Origin of the sequence: Xenophilus sp. (assembly GCF_044462705.1) — a bacterium.
Lineage (GTDB): Bacteria > Pseudomonadota > Gammaproteobacteria > Burkholderiales > Burkholderiaceae_C > Xenophilus > Xenophilus azovorans.
Genome location: NZ_JBIQNC010000006.1, coordinates 19,315 through 35,925, shown reverse-complemented (window position 1 = coordinate 35,925; position 16,611 = coordinate 19,315). Strand labels below are relative to the sequence as shown.

Here is a 16,611-nt window from a genome sequence, read left to right as displayed (position 1 = left end):
CTCATGCGGTGGAGTGCGCGCCCATGAAGGCCCTCGATTCGCTTCGCATCTTCGTCGCCACGCAAAGAAAAGGCAGTCTCTCGGCGGCGGCCCGCAGCCTCAGCCTGTCGCCGGCGACCATCTCGCGGCGCATCAGCGCGCTGGAGGAGGAACTGGGCGTGAAGCTGGTCGACCGCACCAGCCGCAACCTCAAGGTGACCGAGGCCGGCCAGGCCTTCCTGGAACGCGCCGAGGTCGTTCTGGAGGCGATGGCCGAGGCGCAGCAGGCCGCGCTCGACGCGCGCCAGCGGCCCGAGGGGCGCCTGCGGGTGCACTCGCGCACCCACATCGGCCTGCGCGTGGTGGCGCCGCTGCTGCCGCGCTTCGCCCAGGCCTACCCCGACATCCGCGTGGAGATCGAGCTCTCGGAGCATCCGGTCAACCTGGTGGAGCAGGACTTCGACATCGACATCCGCACCGGCAAGTCGGCCGACTCGGGCTTCGTCATCAAGCGCCTCCTGTCCAGCGACGAGGTGCTGGTCGCCAGCCCCTCCCTGGCCCGGGCCTACGCGCGCCTGCGGCACCCGAGCGAGCTGCCGCAGCTGCGCTGCCTGACCTACCGCCGCGAGCACGAGCAGACGACCTGGCGCTACATCGACGCGGCCCAGGGCGGCCAGGAGCAGGAACTGGCGATCCAGGGCGTGCTCAGCGCCAACAACGGCGAGCTGCTGCGGCTGGCCGCCATCGGCGGGATGGGGGTGGCCCTGCTGTCGGAGGCGACCGTGCGCAGCGACCTGCGGGACGGCACGCTGGTGCGGCTGCTGCCCGACTACCGCTTCGCCGTGCGCGGCTTCTCCAACGGCATCTTCGCCGTCTTCCGCCACAGCCGGACGCTGCCGCTGAAGGTGCGGGCCTTCGTCGACTTCGTGGCCGACGCGCTGAAGAACGAAGGCGCCTAGGATCTCAGACGACGCCGGCCTCGCGCAGCGCCGCGAGCTGCACCTCGCCGAGGCCGAGCGCGCCGTACACCTCGCGGTTGTGCTGGCCCGTGCGCGGCCCGGTGGCGGGCGGCGGCGCGGGCCCGCGCCCCACGAAGCGCGGCACCGGCGCCGGCGCCGGCACGCCTCCGAATTCCTCGTCCGGCAGGTCGATGAAGGCGCCGCGCTCGCGCATGTGCGGGTCGGCCTGCAGGTCGGCGATCGAGAACACCTTGCTGTAGGGCACGTCCTCCCTGTCGAGCAGCGCGGCCAGCTCGTCGAAGGTCCGGGCGGCGCACCAGTCGGCCAGGATCCGGTCCAGCGCCTCCAGGTGGCGCAGGCGCGCCGCGTTGTCGCAGAAGCGGTCATCGCTCAGCAGGTCCTCGCGGCCGATCGCGCGGCAGATGCGCGCGAAGATCGGCCCGCCGGTGCCCACCAGCGTGAACCACACGCCGTCGGCCGCGCGGAACACGTTGGAGGGCGCGGTGTAGGTGGCGCGCGAGCCGGTGCGCCCGCGCACCACGCCGCCGATGCGGTGCTCCGCCGCCAGCGGATCGAGCAGGCGCGCCATGGCCTCGGTGGCCGAGAGGTCGATCTCGGCGCCCCTGTACTGCTGCGGCGGCGACGCGTTGCGCTCGGCCAGCGCGGTGCTGATGGCGAAGGCGCCGAACAGGCCCGCCACCACGTCGCCCAGCGGATAGTTCATGTGCTGCGGCGGGCCGCCCGGCTCGCCGGTCAGGTGCGTGAAGCCGCTCATCGCCTCGAAGATGCGCGCGAAGCCGGGACGCCGCGCGTAGGGGCCGGTCTGGCCGAAGCCGGTGAGGCGCAGCACGATCAGGCGCGGGTTGGCCGCATGCAGCGTGCCGGTGTCCAGGCCCCATCCGTCCAGCGTGCCGGTGCGGAAGTTCTCCACCAGCACGTCGAAGCTGGCGACGAGCCGCAGGAACAGCGCGCGGCCCTCGGGCTTGCGCACGTCCAGCGAGATGCCCTTCTTGCCGCGGTTGGCGGTCTTCCAGAACAGCGGGTGGCCCTCGTGCACTGGCGTCAGGCCGCGCAGCGGATCGCCGCCGGCGGGCAGCTCCAGCTTGACCACCTCGGCGCCCATGTCGCCGCACAGCGTCGCGGAGAAAGGCGCCGCCAGTACGGTCGCCATGTCCAGGATGCGCACCCCGCGCAGCGGGCCGCCTCCCTGCGATTGCCCTTCCATCAGTTGCCCTTCAGGTCCACGCGCCCGAGCACCGGGTCCCAGGCCTTGCGGTCGGCCGCGATGCGCCTGTCGTACGCCGCCACCGACGGGTCCAGCGGCGCGGCGCCCAGCTTGGCCAGCTTGTCCCGGAGCGAAGGCAGCGCCATGGCCTTGGCCAGCGCGGCGCGCAGCGGCGCCAGGGCGGCGTCGGGCGTGCCCTTGGGTGCGACGATGCCCATCCACAGGCCGCTGTCCAGGCCCTGCAGGCCCAGCTCGGCGAAGGTGGGCACGTCGGGCACGGAGGGCGAACGCGTGCGGCCGGTCTGCGCCAGGATGCGGATCTGGCCGCCGTTCATGTAGGGCAGCGTGCCGCCCAGGTTGTTGCACATCACCGGGATGTGGCCCGCCATCACGTCGCTCACCGCCGGCGCGTTGCCCTTGTAGGGCACATGCTGCAGCCGGGTGCCGGCCTGGTGGTTCACCATCTCGCACACCAGGTGCGACGGCGTGGCCACGCCGGCGGACCCGAAGGACAGCTGGCCCGGCTTGGCCTTGTCCGCGGCGACGAGGTCGGCCAGCGTCCGGTAGGGCGTCGCCGCGTTCACGGCGATGACGTTGGGCAGGTCGGCCACCAGGCCGACGGCGGTGAAGTCGTCCACCGGATGCCAGTTCAGGCCCTTGTGGACATAGGGCAGGAAGATGTTGGTCAGGCCCGCCATCAGCAGCGTGTAGCCATCGGGCGCGGACTTGGCCACCAGCTCCGAGCCGATCAGGCTGCCGGCGCCGGCCCTGTTCTCCACCACGACCGGCTGGCCCAGGGCCTTGCCCATCTCCAGCGCCACCTCGCGCGCCACCAGGTCGGTGCTGCCCCCCGCCGGGAAGGGCACCACCAGCTTCACCGGGCGGTCGGGAAAGGCGGCCGCGGCCAGCGATGCGGCCAGGCCCAGCGCCAGGCCGGCGGCCAGGCGCGCAAGCGTCTTCTTGAGCGAATGCGTCATGTCAGTCTCCAGAGGTTCTTGGTTCCAGGTTTCGCGAGAGAAAGCGCCGGCCCAGCGTCGCGCGGTGCAGCTCGGAGGCGCCGTCGTAGATGCGGAAGGGCCGCAGCTCGCGCAGGATCAGCGCGACGGGCGAGTCGTCCTCCGACATGCCCAGCGCGCCGCACATCTGCGCCGCGCGGTCGGCGATGCGGTTCAGCGCCTCGGAGACGAAGACCTTGGTCATCGCCGACTCGGTCTTCACCGCAAGGCCCTCGTCCATGCGGCGCGCGCAGTCCAGGCTCATCAGGCGGCTGGCATGCAGGTCGATGTGGCAGTCGGCCACCATGGCCTGGATCTGCTGCAGGTCGGCCAGGCGGTCGCCGAAGGACGAACGCTCGCGCACGTAGGCCTGCGCGGCTTCCAGCGCGCGCCGCGCGCGGCCCATGAGCCGCAGGCAGTGCGACAGCCGCGCCGGCTCCAGCCGCTGCTGCGCGTACACGAAGCCCCGGCCCACCTCGCCCAGCACCGCGTCGGCCGCCACGCGGCAGGCGGTGAAGCGCAGCTCGCCGTGGCCGCCCACCGCATACGGGTCGATGGCCCGGATGGCGCGCACGCATTCCAGCCCGGGGTTGTCCATGTCCACGATGAACTGCGTGGGGCCCTCGCCGGTCTGCGCCAGCACGATGCAGAAGGCCGCGCCCACCGCGCCGGTGATGAACCACTTGTGGCCGTCGATCACCCACCCGCCGCCCTCGCGCCGCGCGGTGGTGCACAGCATCGACGGGTCGGAGCCCGCGCCCGGTGCCGGCTCGGTCATGGCGAAGCAGGAGCGCATGCGGCCTTCGGCCAGCGGCCGCAGGTAGCGCCGCTGCTGCTCCGGCGTGCCCTGGCGCAGCAGGCTGATCATGTTGGGCTGGTCGGGCGCCGCGCAGTTGAGCGCGGCCGGGCCCAGGTAGCTGCGCCCGGCCTCCTCGAACACCGCGGCGCGCTCCACCCAGGACAGGCCCAGCCCGCCCTGCTCCACCGGCATCTGCGGCAGGTACAGGCCCAGCTCGCGCGCGACGGGACGCAGCTGCGCCAGCGCGGCGTCCAGCGCCGCCGGGTCGTGCACGTGCGCCTTCGATTCGAGCGGGATGCAGTGCCGCTCGACGAAGCGGCGCACCCGCGCGACGAGGTCCACCCGGCCGCTCATCGCCCGTCCGCCTCGCGCAGCGCCAGCCTGGCGATGTTGAGCTGGTGGATCTGGCTGGTGCCCTCGTACAGGCGGAACAGGCGCACGTCGCGGTAGTAGCGCTCGATGGGGCTGAAGTCGGCCACGTAGCCGGAGCCGCCGAACATCTGCACCGCGCGGTCGGCCACGCGGCCGCACATCTCGGAGGCGAAGTACTTGCACATGGAGGCCTGCAGCGCCACGTCCTCGCCGCGGTCGCGCGCGCGCGCCGCCTCCAGGATCATGGAACGGGCCGCGAAGATCTCGGTGCGGCAGTCGGCGATCATGGCCTGCACCAGCTGGAACTCCGCCACCGGCTGGCCGAACTGGCGGCGCCGCGCAGTGTGCGCGATGGCCAGGTCGAGCATGCGGATGGCCGGCCCGGTGCACAGCGCCGCCAGGTGCAGGCGCTGCTTGTTGAGCACCTTCATCACCGTCTGGAAGCCGGCGCCCTCGCGCCCTCCGATGAGCTGGCCGGCGTGCACGCGGCAGCCTTCGAAGCGCACGTCCGACACGAAGGAGCCGGCCTGGCCCATCATGCGGTAGGGCTCGCCGGTCGAAAGACCCGGGCCGCGCTCGACCAGGAAGGCCGACACGCCCTTGCTGCCCCGGGTGCCCTCTTCCGTGCGGGCGATGACGGTGAACACGTCGGCCACCGGCGCGTTGGTGATGAAGCGCTTGCTGCCGTCGAGGACGTAGTGCTCGCCCTCGCGGCGCGCGGTGGTCTGCACGTTGCTCGCCTCCGAGCCGGCCTCGGGCTCGGTGAGCGCCAGGCAGCCGGTGAGCTCGCCGCTGGCCATGCGCGGCAGCCAGCGCCGCTTCTGCGCCTCGGTGCCGTCGGCCACCAGCGCCTCCGAGCCGATGCCGGTGTTGGTGCCCACGCGGGCGCGCAGCGCCACCGACGACTGCGACAGCTCCATCGCGCACAGGACCAGTTCCTCGGTCGTGAGGCCCAGGCCGCCGTAGGCCTCGGGAATGCTCCAGCCGAAGTAGCCCTTGCGGCGCAGCTCGTCCACCACGTCGGGCGGGATGTCGTTGTCGCGGCTGACGCGCTCTTCCAGCGGATGCCAGCGTTCGCGCACGAAGGCGCGGATGTCGCCCAGCAGGGCTTCGATGCGGTCGTCGTCTCGGATCATGGTGGGCGCGACTGTATGGAGAAGGTCCACAATCACCGGCACTGCGTTTCAACTATTGAAATTCCGATCCGCTTCCATGGCCCGCCCCGCCCAGAATCGCCGCCAGGCCCACCCTCCCCACCAAAGCATGAAGGACCACCAGGACCTGAGGCGCCTGCGCGATGAAGACCCCTACTTCGCCGGCACGCTGGCCAAGGGGCTGCTCATCCTGCAGACCTTCGTGAGCGATCCGCGCGCGCACGCCAACAGCGAATTCGCGGCCAAGCTGGGGCTGTCGCGCCCGACCGTCTCGCGCCTGTGCCGCAGCCTGCTCACCATGGGCTTCCTGGACCATGACGAGCGCCTCGACCGCTACTTCATCGGCCCGGCCGCGGTGGCGCTGGGCTACCCCTACGTGATCAACACGCCCATGCTGGGCCTGGTGCGGCCGGCCATGCAGCAGCTGGCCGACCGCATCGAGGGCGCGGTGTCGGTGGGCGTGACCATGGACCTGGACGTGGTCTACCTGGAGACCTGCAGCCACGAGGACGGCACCCTCAAGCGCCCCGGCGTGGGCGCGGTGCGCGGCATCGTGGAGACCGCGATGGGCCGCGCCTGGCTGGCCCAGCTGCCGGCGGGCGAGCGGCAGGCCTTCCTGGCGCGCGCGAAGCGCGAGCGTCCCGACGAAGTCGCCCGCTGCGGCGAAGGCGTGCGCGAAAGCCTGGCGCACTACGCCAGGCGGGGCTTCGCGATCAACCTGGGCGACGCCGGCTTCGGCGTGCTGGCGGTGGGCGTGGCGGCCCGCATGCGCTACGGGCCGCGCCGGCTGCTGTTCAACTGCGCGGTGCCGGGCTTCCGCTGGAAGAAGGCGCAGCTGCTCGAGACCATCGGCCCGGGCCTGCTGCAACTGGTGAGCGCGGCGGACCGGCAGTCGGGGCTGCGCTAGGCGGCAGCACCCCGGTAGCGCTGCGGCGCCAGCCCCGCCGCGGGCAGGTCCTCGATCAGGAACAGGCCGCCGTCCTGCGGCTGGCGCCCTTCCAGCCGGGCGCTGCGCGAGATGGAGGTGAGGTACAGGCGGTCGAGGCGCGCGCCGCCGAAGCACAGGCTCGTGGGATAGGTCGGCGGGGCCTCGATCAGCCGCTCGATCCGCCCGTCGGGCGCCACGCGGGCGATGCGCGCCGCGCGGGCCAGCACCGTCCACAGGAAGCCCTGCGCGTCCACCGTCGCGCCGTCCGGACCGCAGTCGAATTCGCCGGTGGCGAGGAAGAGGCGCTTGTTGCGCAACGGCCCGTCGGGGTCGTAGTCGTAGGCCCAGATGACGCGCTCCAGACTGTCGCCCACGTAGAAGGTGCCGCCGTCGGGGCTGAAGCACGGGCCGTTGACGAAGCCGTTGTCGTCGGCGAGCTGCTCGATGCGGCCGTCGTCGGCGCGCAGGCGGTAGAGCCCGCCGCGCACGCGCTCCCCGGGCGCGCGCCCCATGTGCATGGTGCCGGCGACGAAGTGGCCCGCGGGGTCGCACTTGCCGTCGTTGAAGCGCACCTGGGGGTCGTCCACCGGGATCGTGCCCAGTTCCCGCAGGGAGCGCGTGGCGAAGTCGTAGCGCGCGAAGCTGTTGCGCAGCGCCACCACCACGGCGTCGCCGCCGCACGGCGCGATGGAGCCGACGGGCGCCGGCAGGTGGTGCCGCTCCGGCGCTCCGCTGCCGGGATGCAGCCGCCACAGGCGGCCGGCCAGCGCGTCGATCCAGCACAGCGACTGCGCGTCCTCCAGCCAGCACGGGCTTTCGCCGAGCTGGTCCTTCGTCTCGCCGATTCTGCGGATGCGGACGTTCATGGCGTGAGGCTGCCGGCCATCGAACGCAGCCGGCGGCCGCGTCAATGCATCTGCTTGGGCAGGTTCAGGCGCTGCAGGATCGGCACCCAGCGCTCGGCCTCGGCCTGCACGTACCGGCCGTACTGCTCCGCCGTGCCGCCCCGCGGCTCCATGCCCATGGCGCGCGCGCGCTCGATGAACTCCGGGTCGGACAGCAGCCGGTTCACCTTGCGGTTCAGCTCCTCGACCGCGCCGCGCGGCGTGGCCGCCGGCGCCGAAAGGCCGTACCAGAGCAGCGCCTCGATGTCGTAGCCCTGCTCCTTGAAGGTCGGCGCGTCGGGCATCTGCGGCATGCGCTTGGCGTCCATGACGCCCAGCACGCGCATCTTGCCGGCGCGGATGTGCGAGAGCGGCCCGGTGATCGAGGTGCCCTGGATGTCGATCTGGCCGCCCAGCAGCGCCTGCAGGCCGGGCGTGTCGCCGTTGAAGGGGATGTGCGTGGTGCTGATGCCGGCCATGCCCTCGAAGGCGACGGGCGCCAGGTTGGTCAGGATCGAGGCCCCGGGCGAGCCGCGGTTGATCTTGCCCGGGTTGGCCTTGGCGTAGGCCACCATGCCCTTGATGTCCTTGTACGGCAGGTCGGTGCGGCCCACGACGATGGTGGGCTGGTAGGCGACCTGAGTGACGGGCACGAAGCTCTTCGCCGGGTCGTAGGGCAGCTTCTCGTACATCACCGCGTTGGTGACGAGGGTGCTGAGCGAGGTCAGCAGCACGGTGGTGCCGTCGGGCCGGGCCTGCGCGACGTAGCTGGCCGCGATGATGCCGCTCGCGCCGGGCTTGTTCTCGACGATGGTCTGGGTGCCCTGCCGGGTCAGCTCGGCCGCCAGCAGCCGCGCGTACTGGTCGGTGCCGCCGCCGGCGGCGAAGGGAACGACGATCCGGGTGGCCTGCTGGGCCTGGGCGGCGCCGGCGAAGGCCGCCAGTCCCACGACCAGGCAGCCAAGGTATTTGGGGAGGCGCATCGGCCTGTCTCCTGACTTCGATGTAGATCAAATTCAGTCTAAGCGGCGCCCCCGGGTGCCATGCGGACAGGAAATGAAAAGATGCTTTGTAGATTCTGCACGCATCCGCCGCTGCCACGCGCCGCCGCCAAGGGGGGCGTCCGGAAGCAGCCACCTACAATGCCGCCCCATGCCCGCCCCCAGCCCCATCGATCAGATCGCCGAGCGCGTGGAACGGCTGCTCGTGCGCCACGAGGAGATGCAGCGCACCAACGCGCTGCTGACGCAGCAGGTCGACGCGCTGACGCGCGAGCGCGATGCGCTCAAGGCGCGGCTGGCGGCGGCGCGCACCCGCATCGACGCGATGCTCGAACGGCTGCCGGCCGAAGACGGCGGCGCCCCCGACCTTCATCCCGACGACACGCCGTGAAACAGATCGAAGTGCAGATCATGGGCCAGAGCTACCTGCTCGGCTGCCCCGAGGACGGCGAGGCGCAGTTGCGCGAGGCCGTGCAGCGCGTGGACGCCGCCATGTGCGGCATCCGCGACGCCGGCAAGGTCAAGGCGCGCGACCGCATCGCGGTGCTGGCCTCGCTCAACATCGCCTTCGACCTGGCGCAGCGCGAGCGCGAGCTGGCGGCCGCGCCGGCGCAGGCCGCTACTGCCGGCGACCCGGATGCGGATGCGCAGCGCGCCGCCCAGCTCGTCCAGAAGCTGGACCAGGCCCTGGCCGGCGACGGGCTGCTGCTGTAGGCCGCCGCCGCGCACACGCCGGCGCGTCCTTGTCAAGCCTGTACGCCGCGCGCCCCGCGGGTAAAATCGAGGGCGTCTGCGGTGCATGCCGGGCTTTATATTTCCTTGAACCAATGCTCTACGGAGCCCGGGCTTGGTACATCGCTTGGCAGGCGTGATCGTCTCGCGTCAGACGAACCCAATGCCTTGCTGCCCTCGCCCACCTGAACCCTGCGTTCAGGATGACGGTCCGGTGGCACCAGCAGACACCTTCTTCCCACGGCCCGCCCCTCGATGGCGGGCCGTTTTCTTGTGGAGAGCGCCCCGCACATGCCGATCGAACCGCTGCTCGTCGTCGAACTCGCCCTGCTCGGCCTGGCCACCGGCTTCCTGGCCGGCCTGCTGGGCATCGGCGGCGGCATGCTGATGGTGCCCTTCCTCACCTTCATCCTCGGCCACCGCGGCGCACCGGCCGACCTGGCGGTGAAGATGGCCATCGCGACCTCGATGGCGACCATCATCTTCACGTCCGTCTCCAGCGTGCGCGCGCACCACAGGCGCGGCGCGGTGCGCTGGGACATCGTGGCGCGCCTGGCGCCGGGCATCGTCCTCGGCAGCCTGCTGGGCAGCCTGGGCGTGTTCGCGCTGCTCAAGGGGACGGCGCTGGCGATCTTCTTCGCCCTGTTCGTCGGCTTCTCGGCCACGCAGATGTTCCTGGACAAGAAGCCCAAGCCGACGCGGCAGATGCCGGGCACCGGCGGGCAGCTCGCCGCGGGCGGCGTGATCGGCTTCGTCTCCGGCCTGGTCGGCGCGGGCGGCGGCTTCATCAGCGTGCCCTTCATGACCTGGTGCAACGTCGCCATCCACAACGCGGTGGCGACCAGCGCCGCACTGGGCTTCCCGATCGCGGCCGCCAACGTGGCCGGCTACGTCGTCTCCGGCTGGTCGCTGCAGGGCCTGCCGGCGGGCTCCTTCGGCTACATCTGGCTGCCGGCGCTGGTGGTCATCGCCGTGTGCAGCGTGCTGATGGCGCCGCTGGGCGCGAAGGCGGCGCATGCGCTGCCGGTGTCCAAACTCAAGCGCGTGTTCGCCAGCATCCTGTACCTGCTGGCGGCGTACATGCTCTGGAAGGGCCTGAGCGGCTAGGACGCCGGCAGGAAGAATTCCGCCAGCGTTTGGGCGAACCACCCGGGCGCGTCCAGGTGGACGAGGTGCCCGGCGCCGTCGGCATAGGCGCGCTGCCCGTGCCGGCCCAGCAGGCGGCATGCCTCGTCGAACAGGGCGGGCTCGACGATGCCGCTGAGCAGCCGGTCGGCCTCCATCACCAGCGCCGGCTGCCGCACCCGCGCCAGGTGGTCCGCGTGGCCGAAGCCCGTGTTGAGCCGGCCCTGCACCACCTCGCACGGCGCGTTCACGTCGACCTCCGACAGCGCGATCGCCATCTCGCGGGCCGCGCCGGCCGGATAGAAGTCCGCCACTGCGGGCTGCCTGCCCTCTTCCTCGTAAGCGGCCCACGCCGCCGTCAGGCGGGGCTCCGAAGCCGCAGGCCCCAGCAGCCGGCGAAGGCGCTCCAGCGTGCGGGCGCGCTCCTGCCGCGTCGCATGCACCTTCGGCCGGATGACCGGCATGGCGGCGATGCGCGCCGCCAGGGCCCCGACATCGCCCTGCGCCGCCTCCATCGCCTCCACCACGCGGGCGAAGCCGGGCCGCATCCAGTGCGCGTCCCAAGCAGGCGCCTCCGTGACGAACAGCGGCGCATCCTCCAGGCAGATGGCGCGCACGCGCCGCGGGTGATGCACGGCGAGCCACAGCGCGATCAGGCCGCCCAGGGAATTGCCGCTGATGCAGGCCGGCTCGTCGAAGGCATCGGCCAGCAGCGCGGCCACGTCGCGGCCGTAGTCCGGCACGGCATAGCGGCCGTCGGCCGTGGGGCTGGACAGCCCGTGCCCGGCCAGCGACACGAGATGGACCCAGAAGCGCTCCGCCAGCGGCGGCGCCACCGCCGCGAAGCCGGACCACGGGTCCATCAGCCCCGGCAGCAAGACCAGCGGCGGGCCGTTGCGCGGGCCGCGCACGCAGTGCGCCCGGCGCCCTCCCTCCAGCGCCACGAAGGCGTGCTCGAAGCCGGGCGGCGGCGCCGTCATGCCGGCGCTTCGGAGAAGGCGTAGGCCACGCCGCAGCCGAAGGCCGGCGGCACCAGCAGGCCGGAGCCGGCGCGCACGAAGGGAACGCCGTTGCCGGACATCACCCGCGCCGCCTGGTCCAGCGAATCGACCTGGACATGGATGGACGAATGGCACGGCATCGCCACGTCGCCGAGCGCGTCCCGCAGGTGCTCGGCAAAGGCGCTGCGCCGCATGACGACGAAGCGCAGCGGGCCGCGCCGCACCTGCAGGCCGCCGGCCCCGGCCGCCACGCTCTCCTGCCCGTAGATGCGCTGCAGCATCGCCGGGCTGGCCTCGAAATCGGCGTCGTCCACCGCCACGGTGCAGGCCGTCCAGTGCCGCGCCGTGTTCGCGTGGCGCCGCCAGGCGGGCCGCTCGTAGTGCGTGAAGTCCAGCATCTTCGCCGCGTTGAAGGGATAGACCCACGGATGCGACTGCGGCACGACGACCTCGAAGTGGATCAGGTCGCGCTGGCCCGTCTCCGGGTCCTGCCAGTCGAAGCGCTGCCCGATCACCGGCGAGAAGTCGAAGCCCTGCGCGGTCCACCACGCTCGCAAGGCCCTCAGGTCGGCCGGGCTGACCACCAGCATCGCGAAGCCCTGCGGACCGCCCAGCACCTCGCGCATCGCGGGCATGGCGTGCGGCACGTCGCAGTAGGCCAGTTCGAGCATGTTGGTGGTGTCGGGCACCAGCGGCTCGAACAGCACCAGGTGGTTGCCGCCGCGCCCGCCGGTGCGGCCGCCGCCCATCGGGTCGTTGGTGCGGTAGGGCGAGGTGGTGAAGCCCAGCCGGCCCATCGCCGCGCGGGCCGCGGCCAGGTCGTCCACCTTGAGCATGAGGTGGTCCAGGTCGAAGTGCGGCACGGGGCCGGGCTGCGTCTGCATGGGTCCGGCTCCGTCAGTCGAGCTGCAGGCCCAGCGCGCGGGCCACGGGGCCGAAACGCTGCAGGTCGGCCTCCATGCGCTGCGCCATCGCGGCCGGCCCGCGCTGCGCCACGGGCTCGAAGCCGAAGGTGGCGAGGCGCTCGCGCACGCCGGCGTCGTCCAGCGCGGCCGAGAACGCGCTGTTCAGCCGGTCGATCACCGGCTGCGGCGTGCCGGCCGGCGCCGCCACCGCGAACCACACGCCGAAGCTCATGTCCCGGAAGCCCAGCTCCGTCAGCGTCGGGATGTCGGGCATCGCGGCCAGCCGCGCCGGCGCGGTGCTCGCCAGCACCCGCGCGCGGCCGCTGCGCGCGAACTGCAGGAAAGGCGCGATGCCGTCGAAGGCCAGGTCGACGTCGCCGGCCATCGTGCCGGTCGCCAGCTCGGAACTGCCCTTGTAGGGGATGCGCGTGGTGCGCACGCCAGCCGACTGGTCGAACAGCCCCTGGGCGACGTGGGCGAGCATCGCCGCGACGCCGGCGTTGACCTTGCCCGGCTCGGCGCGGGCGCGCGCCACCAGGTCGGCCACGCTGCCGATGCCGGAGTCGGCGCGCGTCACCAGCACGATCGGGCTGGCGATGGTCAGCGTCACCGGCGCGAAGTCCTTGCGCGGGTCGTAGGGCAGCTTCCGGTAGAGCGCCTGGTTGAGCACGTAGGTCTGGTCGATGCTCCACAGCAGCGTGTAGCCGTCCGGCTGCGCCTTGACCAGTTCCTGGGCGCCGATCAGGGAGTTGCCGCCCGGCTTGTTGTCGACGACCACGCTCTGGCCGAGCTGCTCTTCCAGCTTGCGCGCCACCACGCGGGCCGTCACGTCGCCGCCGCCGCCGGCGGGAAAGGGCACGATCATGCGCAGCGGCCGGCTCGGGTAGTCCTGCGCGCCGGCCGGCGGCGCGGCGAAGGGCAGCGCGATGCCGATCGCGAGGGCGATGCGCCACCAGACGCGGGATGAGAGGGGCTTCACCGTTTCTTGACCTCCAGGACGACAGCAGGCATCGTGTCTGCTGCGAGCGACTATAGGAACGGCCACGCGATCGTCACGATGCAGAAGCAACGGACTTTGGTGCAGAAGCAACCGCCCCATCTCCTGACCGAGGCGCAGTTCGACGCACTGGTCGCGCACTCGCGCTGGCGCGGCGGCTTCGCCTTCGGCGGCAACGTGTACGACGCCGACGCGCGCTGGCCGCTGGGCGGCGGCCGCGTACGCTACCTGCGCGTGGAGCCCTTCGCCGGCATCCACGCCCTGTACTGCGAGTTCGACGTGGGCAGCGACATGCAGGTCACGCTGGCGCCGCGCGACGACGTGCTGGCCTCCTTCTTCCTCGACGGCTGCCTGTCGGGCAGCACCGTCGGCACCGGGCAGGACGACCTCGAGTTCCGTCCCTGCCACACCATGGTGCGCATGCCCAACCGCGCCGGCGGCTACGCCATCCGCATTCCCGGCGCGCAGCGGCACCGCTTCGTGCAGATCCGCTTCGAGCGGCCGCGCCTGCTGGAGTGGCTGCGCACCACCGGCGCCGGGCTGTCGCAGCGCACGACCCGCCTGCTGGGCGAGGAGCGCCCGCTGGTGCTGTGCAACGCCGCCTGGAGCGCGGCCACCGGGGCGGCGCTGCGCGAGCTGTCGGCATGGAACAGCGACGACGCGGCCTTCGCGCCGCGCTTCATGGCCCGTTCGGTCGAGCTGATGACGCTGCTGTCGCGCGAGTTCGAGTCGCTGCTGGAGGGCGCGCGCAGCCGGCCGCCGTCACGGACGCCCGGCGCGGGCCGGGTGCAGGCCGCCCGCCGGCTGATCGACGCCAGCCCCGGCGAGGCCTGGAGCGTCGACGCCCTCGCCCGCCGCCTGGCCTGGAACGCCACCAGCCTGCAGGGCGCCTTCCGCCGCGACACCGGGCTGAGCGTCCACCGCTACGTGAAGGCGCAGCGGCTGGCGCTGGCCCAGCGGCTCCTGCGCAGCACGCGCCTGCCCATCGCGGACGTGGCGGCCGAATGCGGATGGTCCTGCGCCGGGCGCTTCGCCCAGGCCTTCCAGCAGCATGCGGGCGTGGCGCCGGCGGCCTTCCGCCGCGGCGACGGGCCGCCCTGAACCCTCAGCCCAGGCACCAGGCCATGAAGGCCCGGCCGGAGGGCGTGCCGTGCAGCAGCATCCACAGCGCGCTGGCCGCCAGCGCCCCGCCGGCGATGCGTACGCCCCATTCGCCGCGCAGGGTGGCGGCGCCGGCCTGCGCGCCGCGCCAGCCGGCGTTGGCCAGGCGCAGCCAGAGCCAGGGCCCCGCCAGCAGCCACAGGCCGCTGCCGAGCGCGAACAGCGCCATGCTGCCGGCGCCGGCCCAGGCGTCGCCCGCCAGCGCCGCGACGAGCAACGCCGACCAGAGCAGCCCGCAGGGCAGCAGCGACCACAGCGCGCCCAGCAGCAGCGGCCCGCTGCGCGTGGCGCCCAGGCGCCGCACCTGCCGCCAGACGCCGCGCGCCGGGCGGTCCAGCCAGACGGGCTGGCGCGCCCGCAGCAGCAGCGCCAGGCCCAGCACCAGCGCCGCGACGTGCAGCAGCGTCCACAGCGGCTGCAGCGCCGCGACCTGCCCGCCCAGCCAGCCCAGCCCCTGCACCGTGGCCGCTGCCAGCGCGCCCAGCGCCGAGTAGCCGGCCAGCCGCCCGGCCTGGAAGCCCCACAGCGCCCGCCCCCGGTGCGCGCCGGCCGCCTGCCCCAGCCCGGCGCAGGCCGCGCCGCACATGGCCACGCAGTGCGGACCGCCGGCCAGGCCCATCAGGAAGACCGTCGCTGCCAGGGAGACGTTCATACCAGCGATGCGCCCCTCGCCCGGCCCGCCACACTCCGAAGGCCGCGGAGCAGGCCATGCGGGAACACGCGCGGAACCGGCTTGGCCGGGCCGCGGCGTGTGCCCCCTGGAAGGGGGTTGGCGAAGCGGAACGAAGTCCGCGAAGACTGGGGGTGCATTCAAATAATCCGCGAGAAGCGCGAGCGCGCCCGGTCGGCCTGCAGGTAGCGGTCGAACACCATCGCGATGGCGCGCACGAAGAACCAGCCGGTGGGCGTGACCTCGATGGCGTGCGCATCCACCCGCACCAGGCCCTCGTCGGCCAGCGACTGCAGCGCCTCCAGTTCGGCCGCGAAATGGCGCCGGAAGTCGATCAGGTGCGCCGCGCCCACCGCCTCGAAGTCCACCCGCCCCTGGCACATCAGGGCCATGATGACGGTGCGCCGCAGCAGGTCGTCGCGCGTCAGGGCCAGGCCCCGCACCACGGGCAGGCGGCCCTGGCCGATCAGGTCGTAGTACTCCTCCAGCGACTTGGCGTTCTGGCTGTAGGTGGCGCCCACGCGTCCGATCGCCGACACGCCGAGGCCGATGATGTCGCAATCCGGCTGCGTGCTGTAGCCCTGGAAGTTGCGGTGCAGCCGCCCCTGCCGCCGGGCGACGGCCAGCGTGTCGTCGGGCAGCGCGAAGTGGTCCATGCCGATGTAGCTGTAGCCGGCCTCGGCGAAGGACGCGATGGCGCGCGAGAGCATGTCGACCTTGGCGCCGGCAGGCGGCAGTTCGGCGGCGTCGATGCGGCGCTGCGGCTTGAAGCGCTCGGGCAGGTGGGCGTAGGCGTACAGCGCGATGCGGTCGGGTCGCAACTCGCCCACCTGGGCCAGCGTCCGCTCGAAGGACTCGGCGTTCTGGCGCGGCAGGCCGTAGATCAGGTCGACGTTGATCGAGCCGAAGCCCAGGCGCCGCGCGGCCCCCACCAGGGCGAACACCTCGGCCGCCGGCTGCACGCGGTGCACCGCCTTCTGCACGTCCGGGTCGAAGTCCTGCACGCCGAAGCTCAGCCGGTTGAAGCCCAGTTCGGCCAGGCGGGCCAGCCGCGCCTCGTCGACGGTGCGCGGGTCGACCTCGATGGAGTATTCGCCCTGCGGCGCGAGGGCGAAGGCCTGGCGCAGCATGTCCATCAACTGCCCCAGCTCGCCGTCGTTCAGGAAGGTGGGCGTGCCGCCGCCCAGGTGCAGCTGGCTGACCGGCGCGCCCTGCCCCAGGTGCTCGACCTGCAGCGCGATCTCGCGGCGCAGGTACTGCAGGTACTCGCGCCCCTTCTCGTGCCGCTTGGTGACGATCTTGTTGCAGGCGCAGTAGTAGCACAGCGAGTGGCAGAAGGGGATGTGGACGTACAGCGACAGCGGCAGGCCCGCCGCGCGGCCGGCCTGCCGGCGCTGGGCCAGCGCCTGGGCGTAGTCGTCGGCGCCGAAGGCCTCCACGAAGCGGTCGGCCGTGGGATAGGAGGTGTAGCGCGGGCCGGGCACGTCGAAGCGGCGCAGCAGCGCCGGGGACAGCGCGGGCTCGGCGGCCGCCGCAGCGGGGGCGGCGGGAGAAGGGTGGAGGGTCAGCGGACTCATCGTGGCGGCCGGGGTGGGCAAAGCTCCCGTGGCGGGGTACCCTCGCACTGTGCGGCGGTTGGGCTTCGGCTTGTTTGACCTGGATCAATCCGCTGGAGGATTGCGCGCGCACAATGCCGTCGAGGGCCGCGGATCCGCGCCTCGTGC

At 72.7% G+C, this 16,611-nt stretch carries 17 protein-coding genes; 6 read left to right on the top strand and 11 right to left on the bottom strand.

Translation table 11 applies throughout. The features are described 5' to 3' along the window. Nucleotides 1–23 precede the first annotated feature (23 nt). On the top strand, nucleotides 24–938 hold the full coding sequence (locus ACIY1X_RS02495) for a LysR family transcriptional regulator (protein ID WP_399677741.1): 915 nt from the start codon (nucleotides 24–26) through the stop codon (nucleotides 936–938). 4 nt (nucleotides 939–942) lie between these two features. Here the strand turns inward: ACIY1X_RS02495 and ACIY1X_RS02490 are convergent, their stop codons facing one another. Genes ACIY1X_RS02490 through ACIY1X_RS02475 form a run of 4 tightly spaced genes read right to left on the bottom strand, consistent with a single transcriptional unit; the run spans nucleotide 943 to nucleotide 5,465 of the window. Further along, on the bottom strand, nucleotides 943–2,163 hold the full coding sequence (locus tag ACIY1X_RS02490; protein ID WP_399677739.1) for a CaiB/BaiF CoA transferase family protein: 1,221 nt from the start codon (nucleotides 2,161–2,163) through the stop codon (nucleotides 943–945). Further along, complete coding sequence (locus tag ACIY1X_RS02485) at nucleotides 2,163–3,140, bottom strand: Bug family tripartite tricarboxylate transporter substrate binding protein (RefSeq protein ID WP_399677737.1); 978 nt, start codon at nucleotides 3,138–3,140, stop codon at nucleotides 2,163–2,165. The genes ACIY1X_RS02490 and ACIY1X_RS02485 overlap by 1 nt, the downstream gene beginning before the upstream one ends. A 1-nt stretch (nucleotide 3,141) precedes the next feature. After that, complete coding sequence (locus ACIY1X_RS02480) at nucleotides 3,142–4,311, bottom strand: acyl-CoA dehydrogenase family protein (RefSeq protein WP_399677735.1); 1,170 nt, start codon at nucleotides 4,309–4,311, stop codon at nucleotides 3,142–3,144. Continuing rightward, nucleotides 4,308–5,465, bottom strand: coding sequence for an acyl-CoA dehydrogenase family protein (locus tag ACIY1X_RS02475; protein ID WP_399677734.1), 1,158 nt, complete (start codon nucleotides 5,463–5,465; stop codon nucleotides 4,308–4,310). The genes ACIY1X_RS02480 and ACIY1X_RS02475 overlap by 4 nt, the downstream gene beginning before the upstream one ends. Before the next feature lie 127 nt (nucleotides 5,466–5,592). Here ACIY1X_RS02475 and ACIY1X_RS02470 point away from each other — a divergent pair, with 127 nt between their 5' ends. Continuing rightward, on the top strand, nucleotides 5,593–6,390 hold the full coding sequence (locus tag ACIY1X_RS02470) for an IclR family transcriptional regulator (RefSeq protein WP_245610675.1): 798 nt from the start codon (nucleotides 5,593–5,595) through the stop codon (nucleotides 6,388–6,390). On the opposite strand, the gene ACIY1X_RS02465 is transcribed toward ACIY1X_RS02470, so the two are convergent. Together ACIY1X_RS02465 and ACIY1X_RS02460 are read right to left on the bottom strand one after the other, a co-directional pair. Then, entirely contained in the window at nucleotides 6,387–7,277 is an 891-nt protein-coding gene (locus tag ACIY1X_RS02465; RefSeq protein ID WP_399677732.1) for an SMP-30/gluconolactonase/LRE family protein, read from the bottom strand. The genes ACIY1X_RS02470 and ACIY1X_RS02465 overlap by 4 nt on opposite strands. A gap of 41 nt (nucleotides 7,278–7,318) precedes the next feature. Continuing rightward, nucleotides 7,319–8,278: a Bug family tripartite tricarboxylate transporter substrate binding protein gene (locus ACIY1X_RS02460; protein ID WP_399677730.1), complete on the bottom strand. Its 960-nt coding sequence runs from the start codon at nucleotides 8,276–8,278 to the stop codon at nucleotides 7,319–7,321. Between the two features lie 169 nt (nucleotides 8,279–8,447). On the opposite strand from ACIY1X_RS02460, the gene ACIY1X_RS02455 reads away from it, so the two are divergent. From ACIY1X_RS02455 to ACIY1X_RS02445, 3 genes are all read left to right on the top strand, one after another. Beyond that, nucleotides 8,448–8,687, top strand: a complete 240-nt coding sequence (locus ACIY1X_RS02455; protein WP_051953102.1) for a hypothetical protein — start codon at nucleotides 8,448–8,450, stop codon at nucleotides 8,685–8,687. After that, complete coding sequence (locus ACIY1X_RS02450) at nucleotides 8,684–9,010, top strand: cell division protein ZapA (protein ID WP_038204657.1); 327 nt, start codon at nucleotides 8,684–8,686, stop codon at nucleotides 9,008–9,010. Before ACIY1X_RS02455 ends, ACIY1X_RS02450 begins: the two co-directional genes overlap by 4 nt. A 309-nt stretch (nucleotides 9,011–9,319) precedes the next feature. Next, complete coding sequence (locus ACIY1X_RS02445; RefSeq protein WP_038204654.1) at nucleotides 9,320–10,135, top strand: sulfite exporter TauE/SafE family protein; 816 nt, start codon at nucleotides 9,320–9,322, stop codon at nucleotides 10,133–10,135. Here ACIY1X_RS02445 and ACIY1X_RS02440 read toward each other — a convergent pair. Genes ACIY1X_RS02440 through ACIY1X_RS02430 form a run of 3 tightly spaced genes read right to left on the bottom strand, consistent with a single transcriptional unit; the run spans nucleotide 10,132 to nucleotide 13,038 of the window. After that, the gene (locus tag ACIY1X_RS02440) at nucleotides 10,132–11,133 is read right to left on the bottom strand and encodes an alpha/beta fold hydrolase (protein WP_399677728.1); all 1,002 of its coding nucleotides are present in this window, start codon (nucleotides 11,131–11,133) and stop codon (nucleotides 10,132–10,134) included. The genes ACIY1X_RS02445 and ACIY1X_RS02440 overlap by 4 nt on opposite strands. Next, a complete protein-coding gene (locus tag ACIY1X_RS02435) occupies nucleotides 11,130–12,038 on the bottom strand; it encodes a VOC family protein (protein WP_399677726.1) in 909 nt (302 codons plus the stop codon). The genes ACIY1X_RS02440 and ACIY1X_RS02435 overlap by 4 nt, the downstream gene beginning before the upstream one ends. A 13-nt stretch (nucleotides 12,039–12,051) precedes the next feature. After that, a complete protein-coding gene (locus ACIY1X_RS02430; protein ID WP_399677724.1) occupies nucleotides 12,052–13,038 on the bottom strand; it encodes a Bug family tripartite tricarboxylate transporter substrate binding protein in 987 nt (328 codons plus the stop codon). Between the two features lie 99 nt (nucleotides 13,039–13,137). Here ACIY1X_RS02430 and ACIY1X_RS02425 point away from each other — a divergent pair, with 99 nt between their 5' ends. Next, nucleotides 13,138–14,157: a helix-turn-helix domain-containing protein gene (locus ACIY1X_RS02425; RefSeq protein WP_399677722.1), complete on the top strand. Its 1,020-nt coding sequence runs from the start codon at nucleotides 13,138–13,140 to the stop codon at nucleotides 14,155–14,157. A 4-nt stretch (nucleotides 14,158–14,161) separates the two neighbouring features. Here ACIY1X_RS02425 and ACIY1X_RS02420 read toward each other — a convergent pair whose 3' ends face one another. Together ACIY1X_RS02420 and hemN are read right to left on the bottom strand one after the other, a co-directional pair. Then, nucleotides 14,162–14,869 (bottom strand): sulfite exporter TauE/SafE family protein, encoded by a 708-nt coding sequence (locus ACIY1X_RS02420; RefSeq protein WP_399677721.1) that lies wholly within the window; start codon nucleotides 14,867–14,869, stop codon nucleotides 14,162–14,164. 158 nt (nucleotides 14,870–15,027) lie between these two features. After that, the gene (gene hemN, locus ACIY1X_RS02415) at nucleotides 15,028–16,464 is read right to left on the bottom strand and encodes an oxygen-independent coproporphyrinogen III oxidase (protein ID WP_399677720.1); all 1,437 of its coding nucleotides are present in this window, start codon (nucleotides 16,462–16,464) and stop codon (nucleotides 15,028–15,030) included. Between the last annotated feature and the right edge of the window lie 147 nt (nucleotides 16,465–16,611).

Bases quoted from the DNA above. Each gene is read 5' to 3' on its own strand.
- hemN (WP_399677720.1), bottom strand. From the start codon at position 16,464: ATGAGTCCGCTGACCCTCCACCCTTCTCCCGCCGCCCCCGCTGCGGCG.
- ACIY1X_RS02435 (WP_399677726.1), bottom strand. From the start codon at position 12,038: ATGCAGACGCAGCCCGGCCCCGTGCCGCACTTCGACCTGGACCACCTC.
- ACIY1X_RS02440 (WP_399677728.1), bottom strand. From the start codon at position 11,133: ATGACGGCGCCGCCGCCCGGCTTCGAGCACGCCTTCGTGGCGCTGGAG.
- ACIY1X_RS02480 (WP_399677735.1), bottom strand. From the start codon at position 4,311: ATGAGCGGCCGGGTGGACCTCGTCGCGCGGGTGCGCCGCTTCGTCGAG.
- ACIY1X_RS02485 (WP_399677737.1), bottom strand. From the start codon at position 3,140: ATGACGCATTCGCTCAAGAAGACGCTTGCGCGCCTGGCCGCCGGCCTG.
- ACIY1X_RS02490 (WP_399677739.1), bottom strand. From the start codon at position 2,163: ATGGAAGGGCAATCGCAGGGAGGCGGCCCGCTGCGCGGGGTGCGCATC.
- ACIY1X_RS02475 (WP_399677734.1), bottom strand. From the start codon at position 5,465: ATGATCCGAGACGACGACCGCATCGAAGCCCTGCTGGGCGACATCCGC.
- ACIY1X_RS02420 (WP_399677721.1), bottom strand. From the start codon at position 14,869: ATGAACGTCTCCCTGGCAGCGACGGTCTTCCTGATGGGCCTGGCCGGC.
- ACIY1X_RS02495 (WP_399677741.1), top strand. From the start codon at position 24: ATGAAGGCCCTCGATTCGCTTCGCATCTTCGTCGCCACGCAAAGAAAA.
- ACIY1X_RS02460 (WP_399677730.1), bottom strand. From the start codon at position 8,278: ATGCGCCTCCCCAAATACCTTGGCTGCCTGGTCGTGGGACTGGCGGCC.
- ACIY1X_RS02470 (WP_245610675.1), top strand. From the start codon at position 5,593: ATGAAGGACCACCAGGACCTGAGGCGCCTGCGCGATGAAGACCCCTAC.
- ACIY1X_RS02445 (WP_038204654.1), top strand. From the start codon at position 9,320: ATGCCGATCGAACCGCTGCTCGTCGTCGAACTCGCCCTGCTCGGCCTG.
- ACIY1X_RS02455 (WP_051953102.1), top strand. From the start codon at position 8,448: ATGCCCGCCCCCAGCCCCATCGATCAGATCGCCGAGCGCGTGGAACGG.
- ACIY1X_RS02465 (WP_399677732.1), bottom strand. From the start codon at position 7,277: ATGAACGTCCGCATCCGCAGAATCGGCGAGACGAAGGACCAGCTCGGC.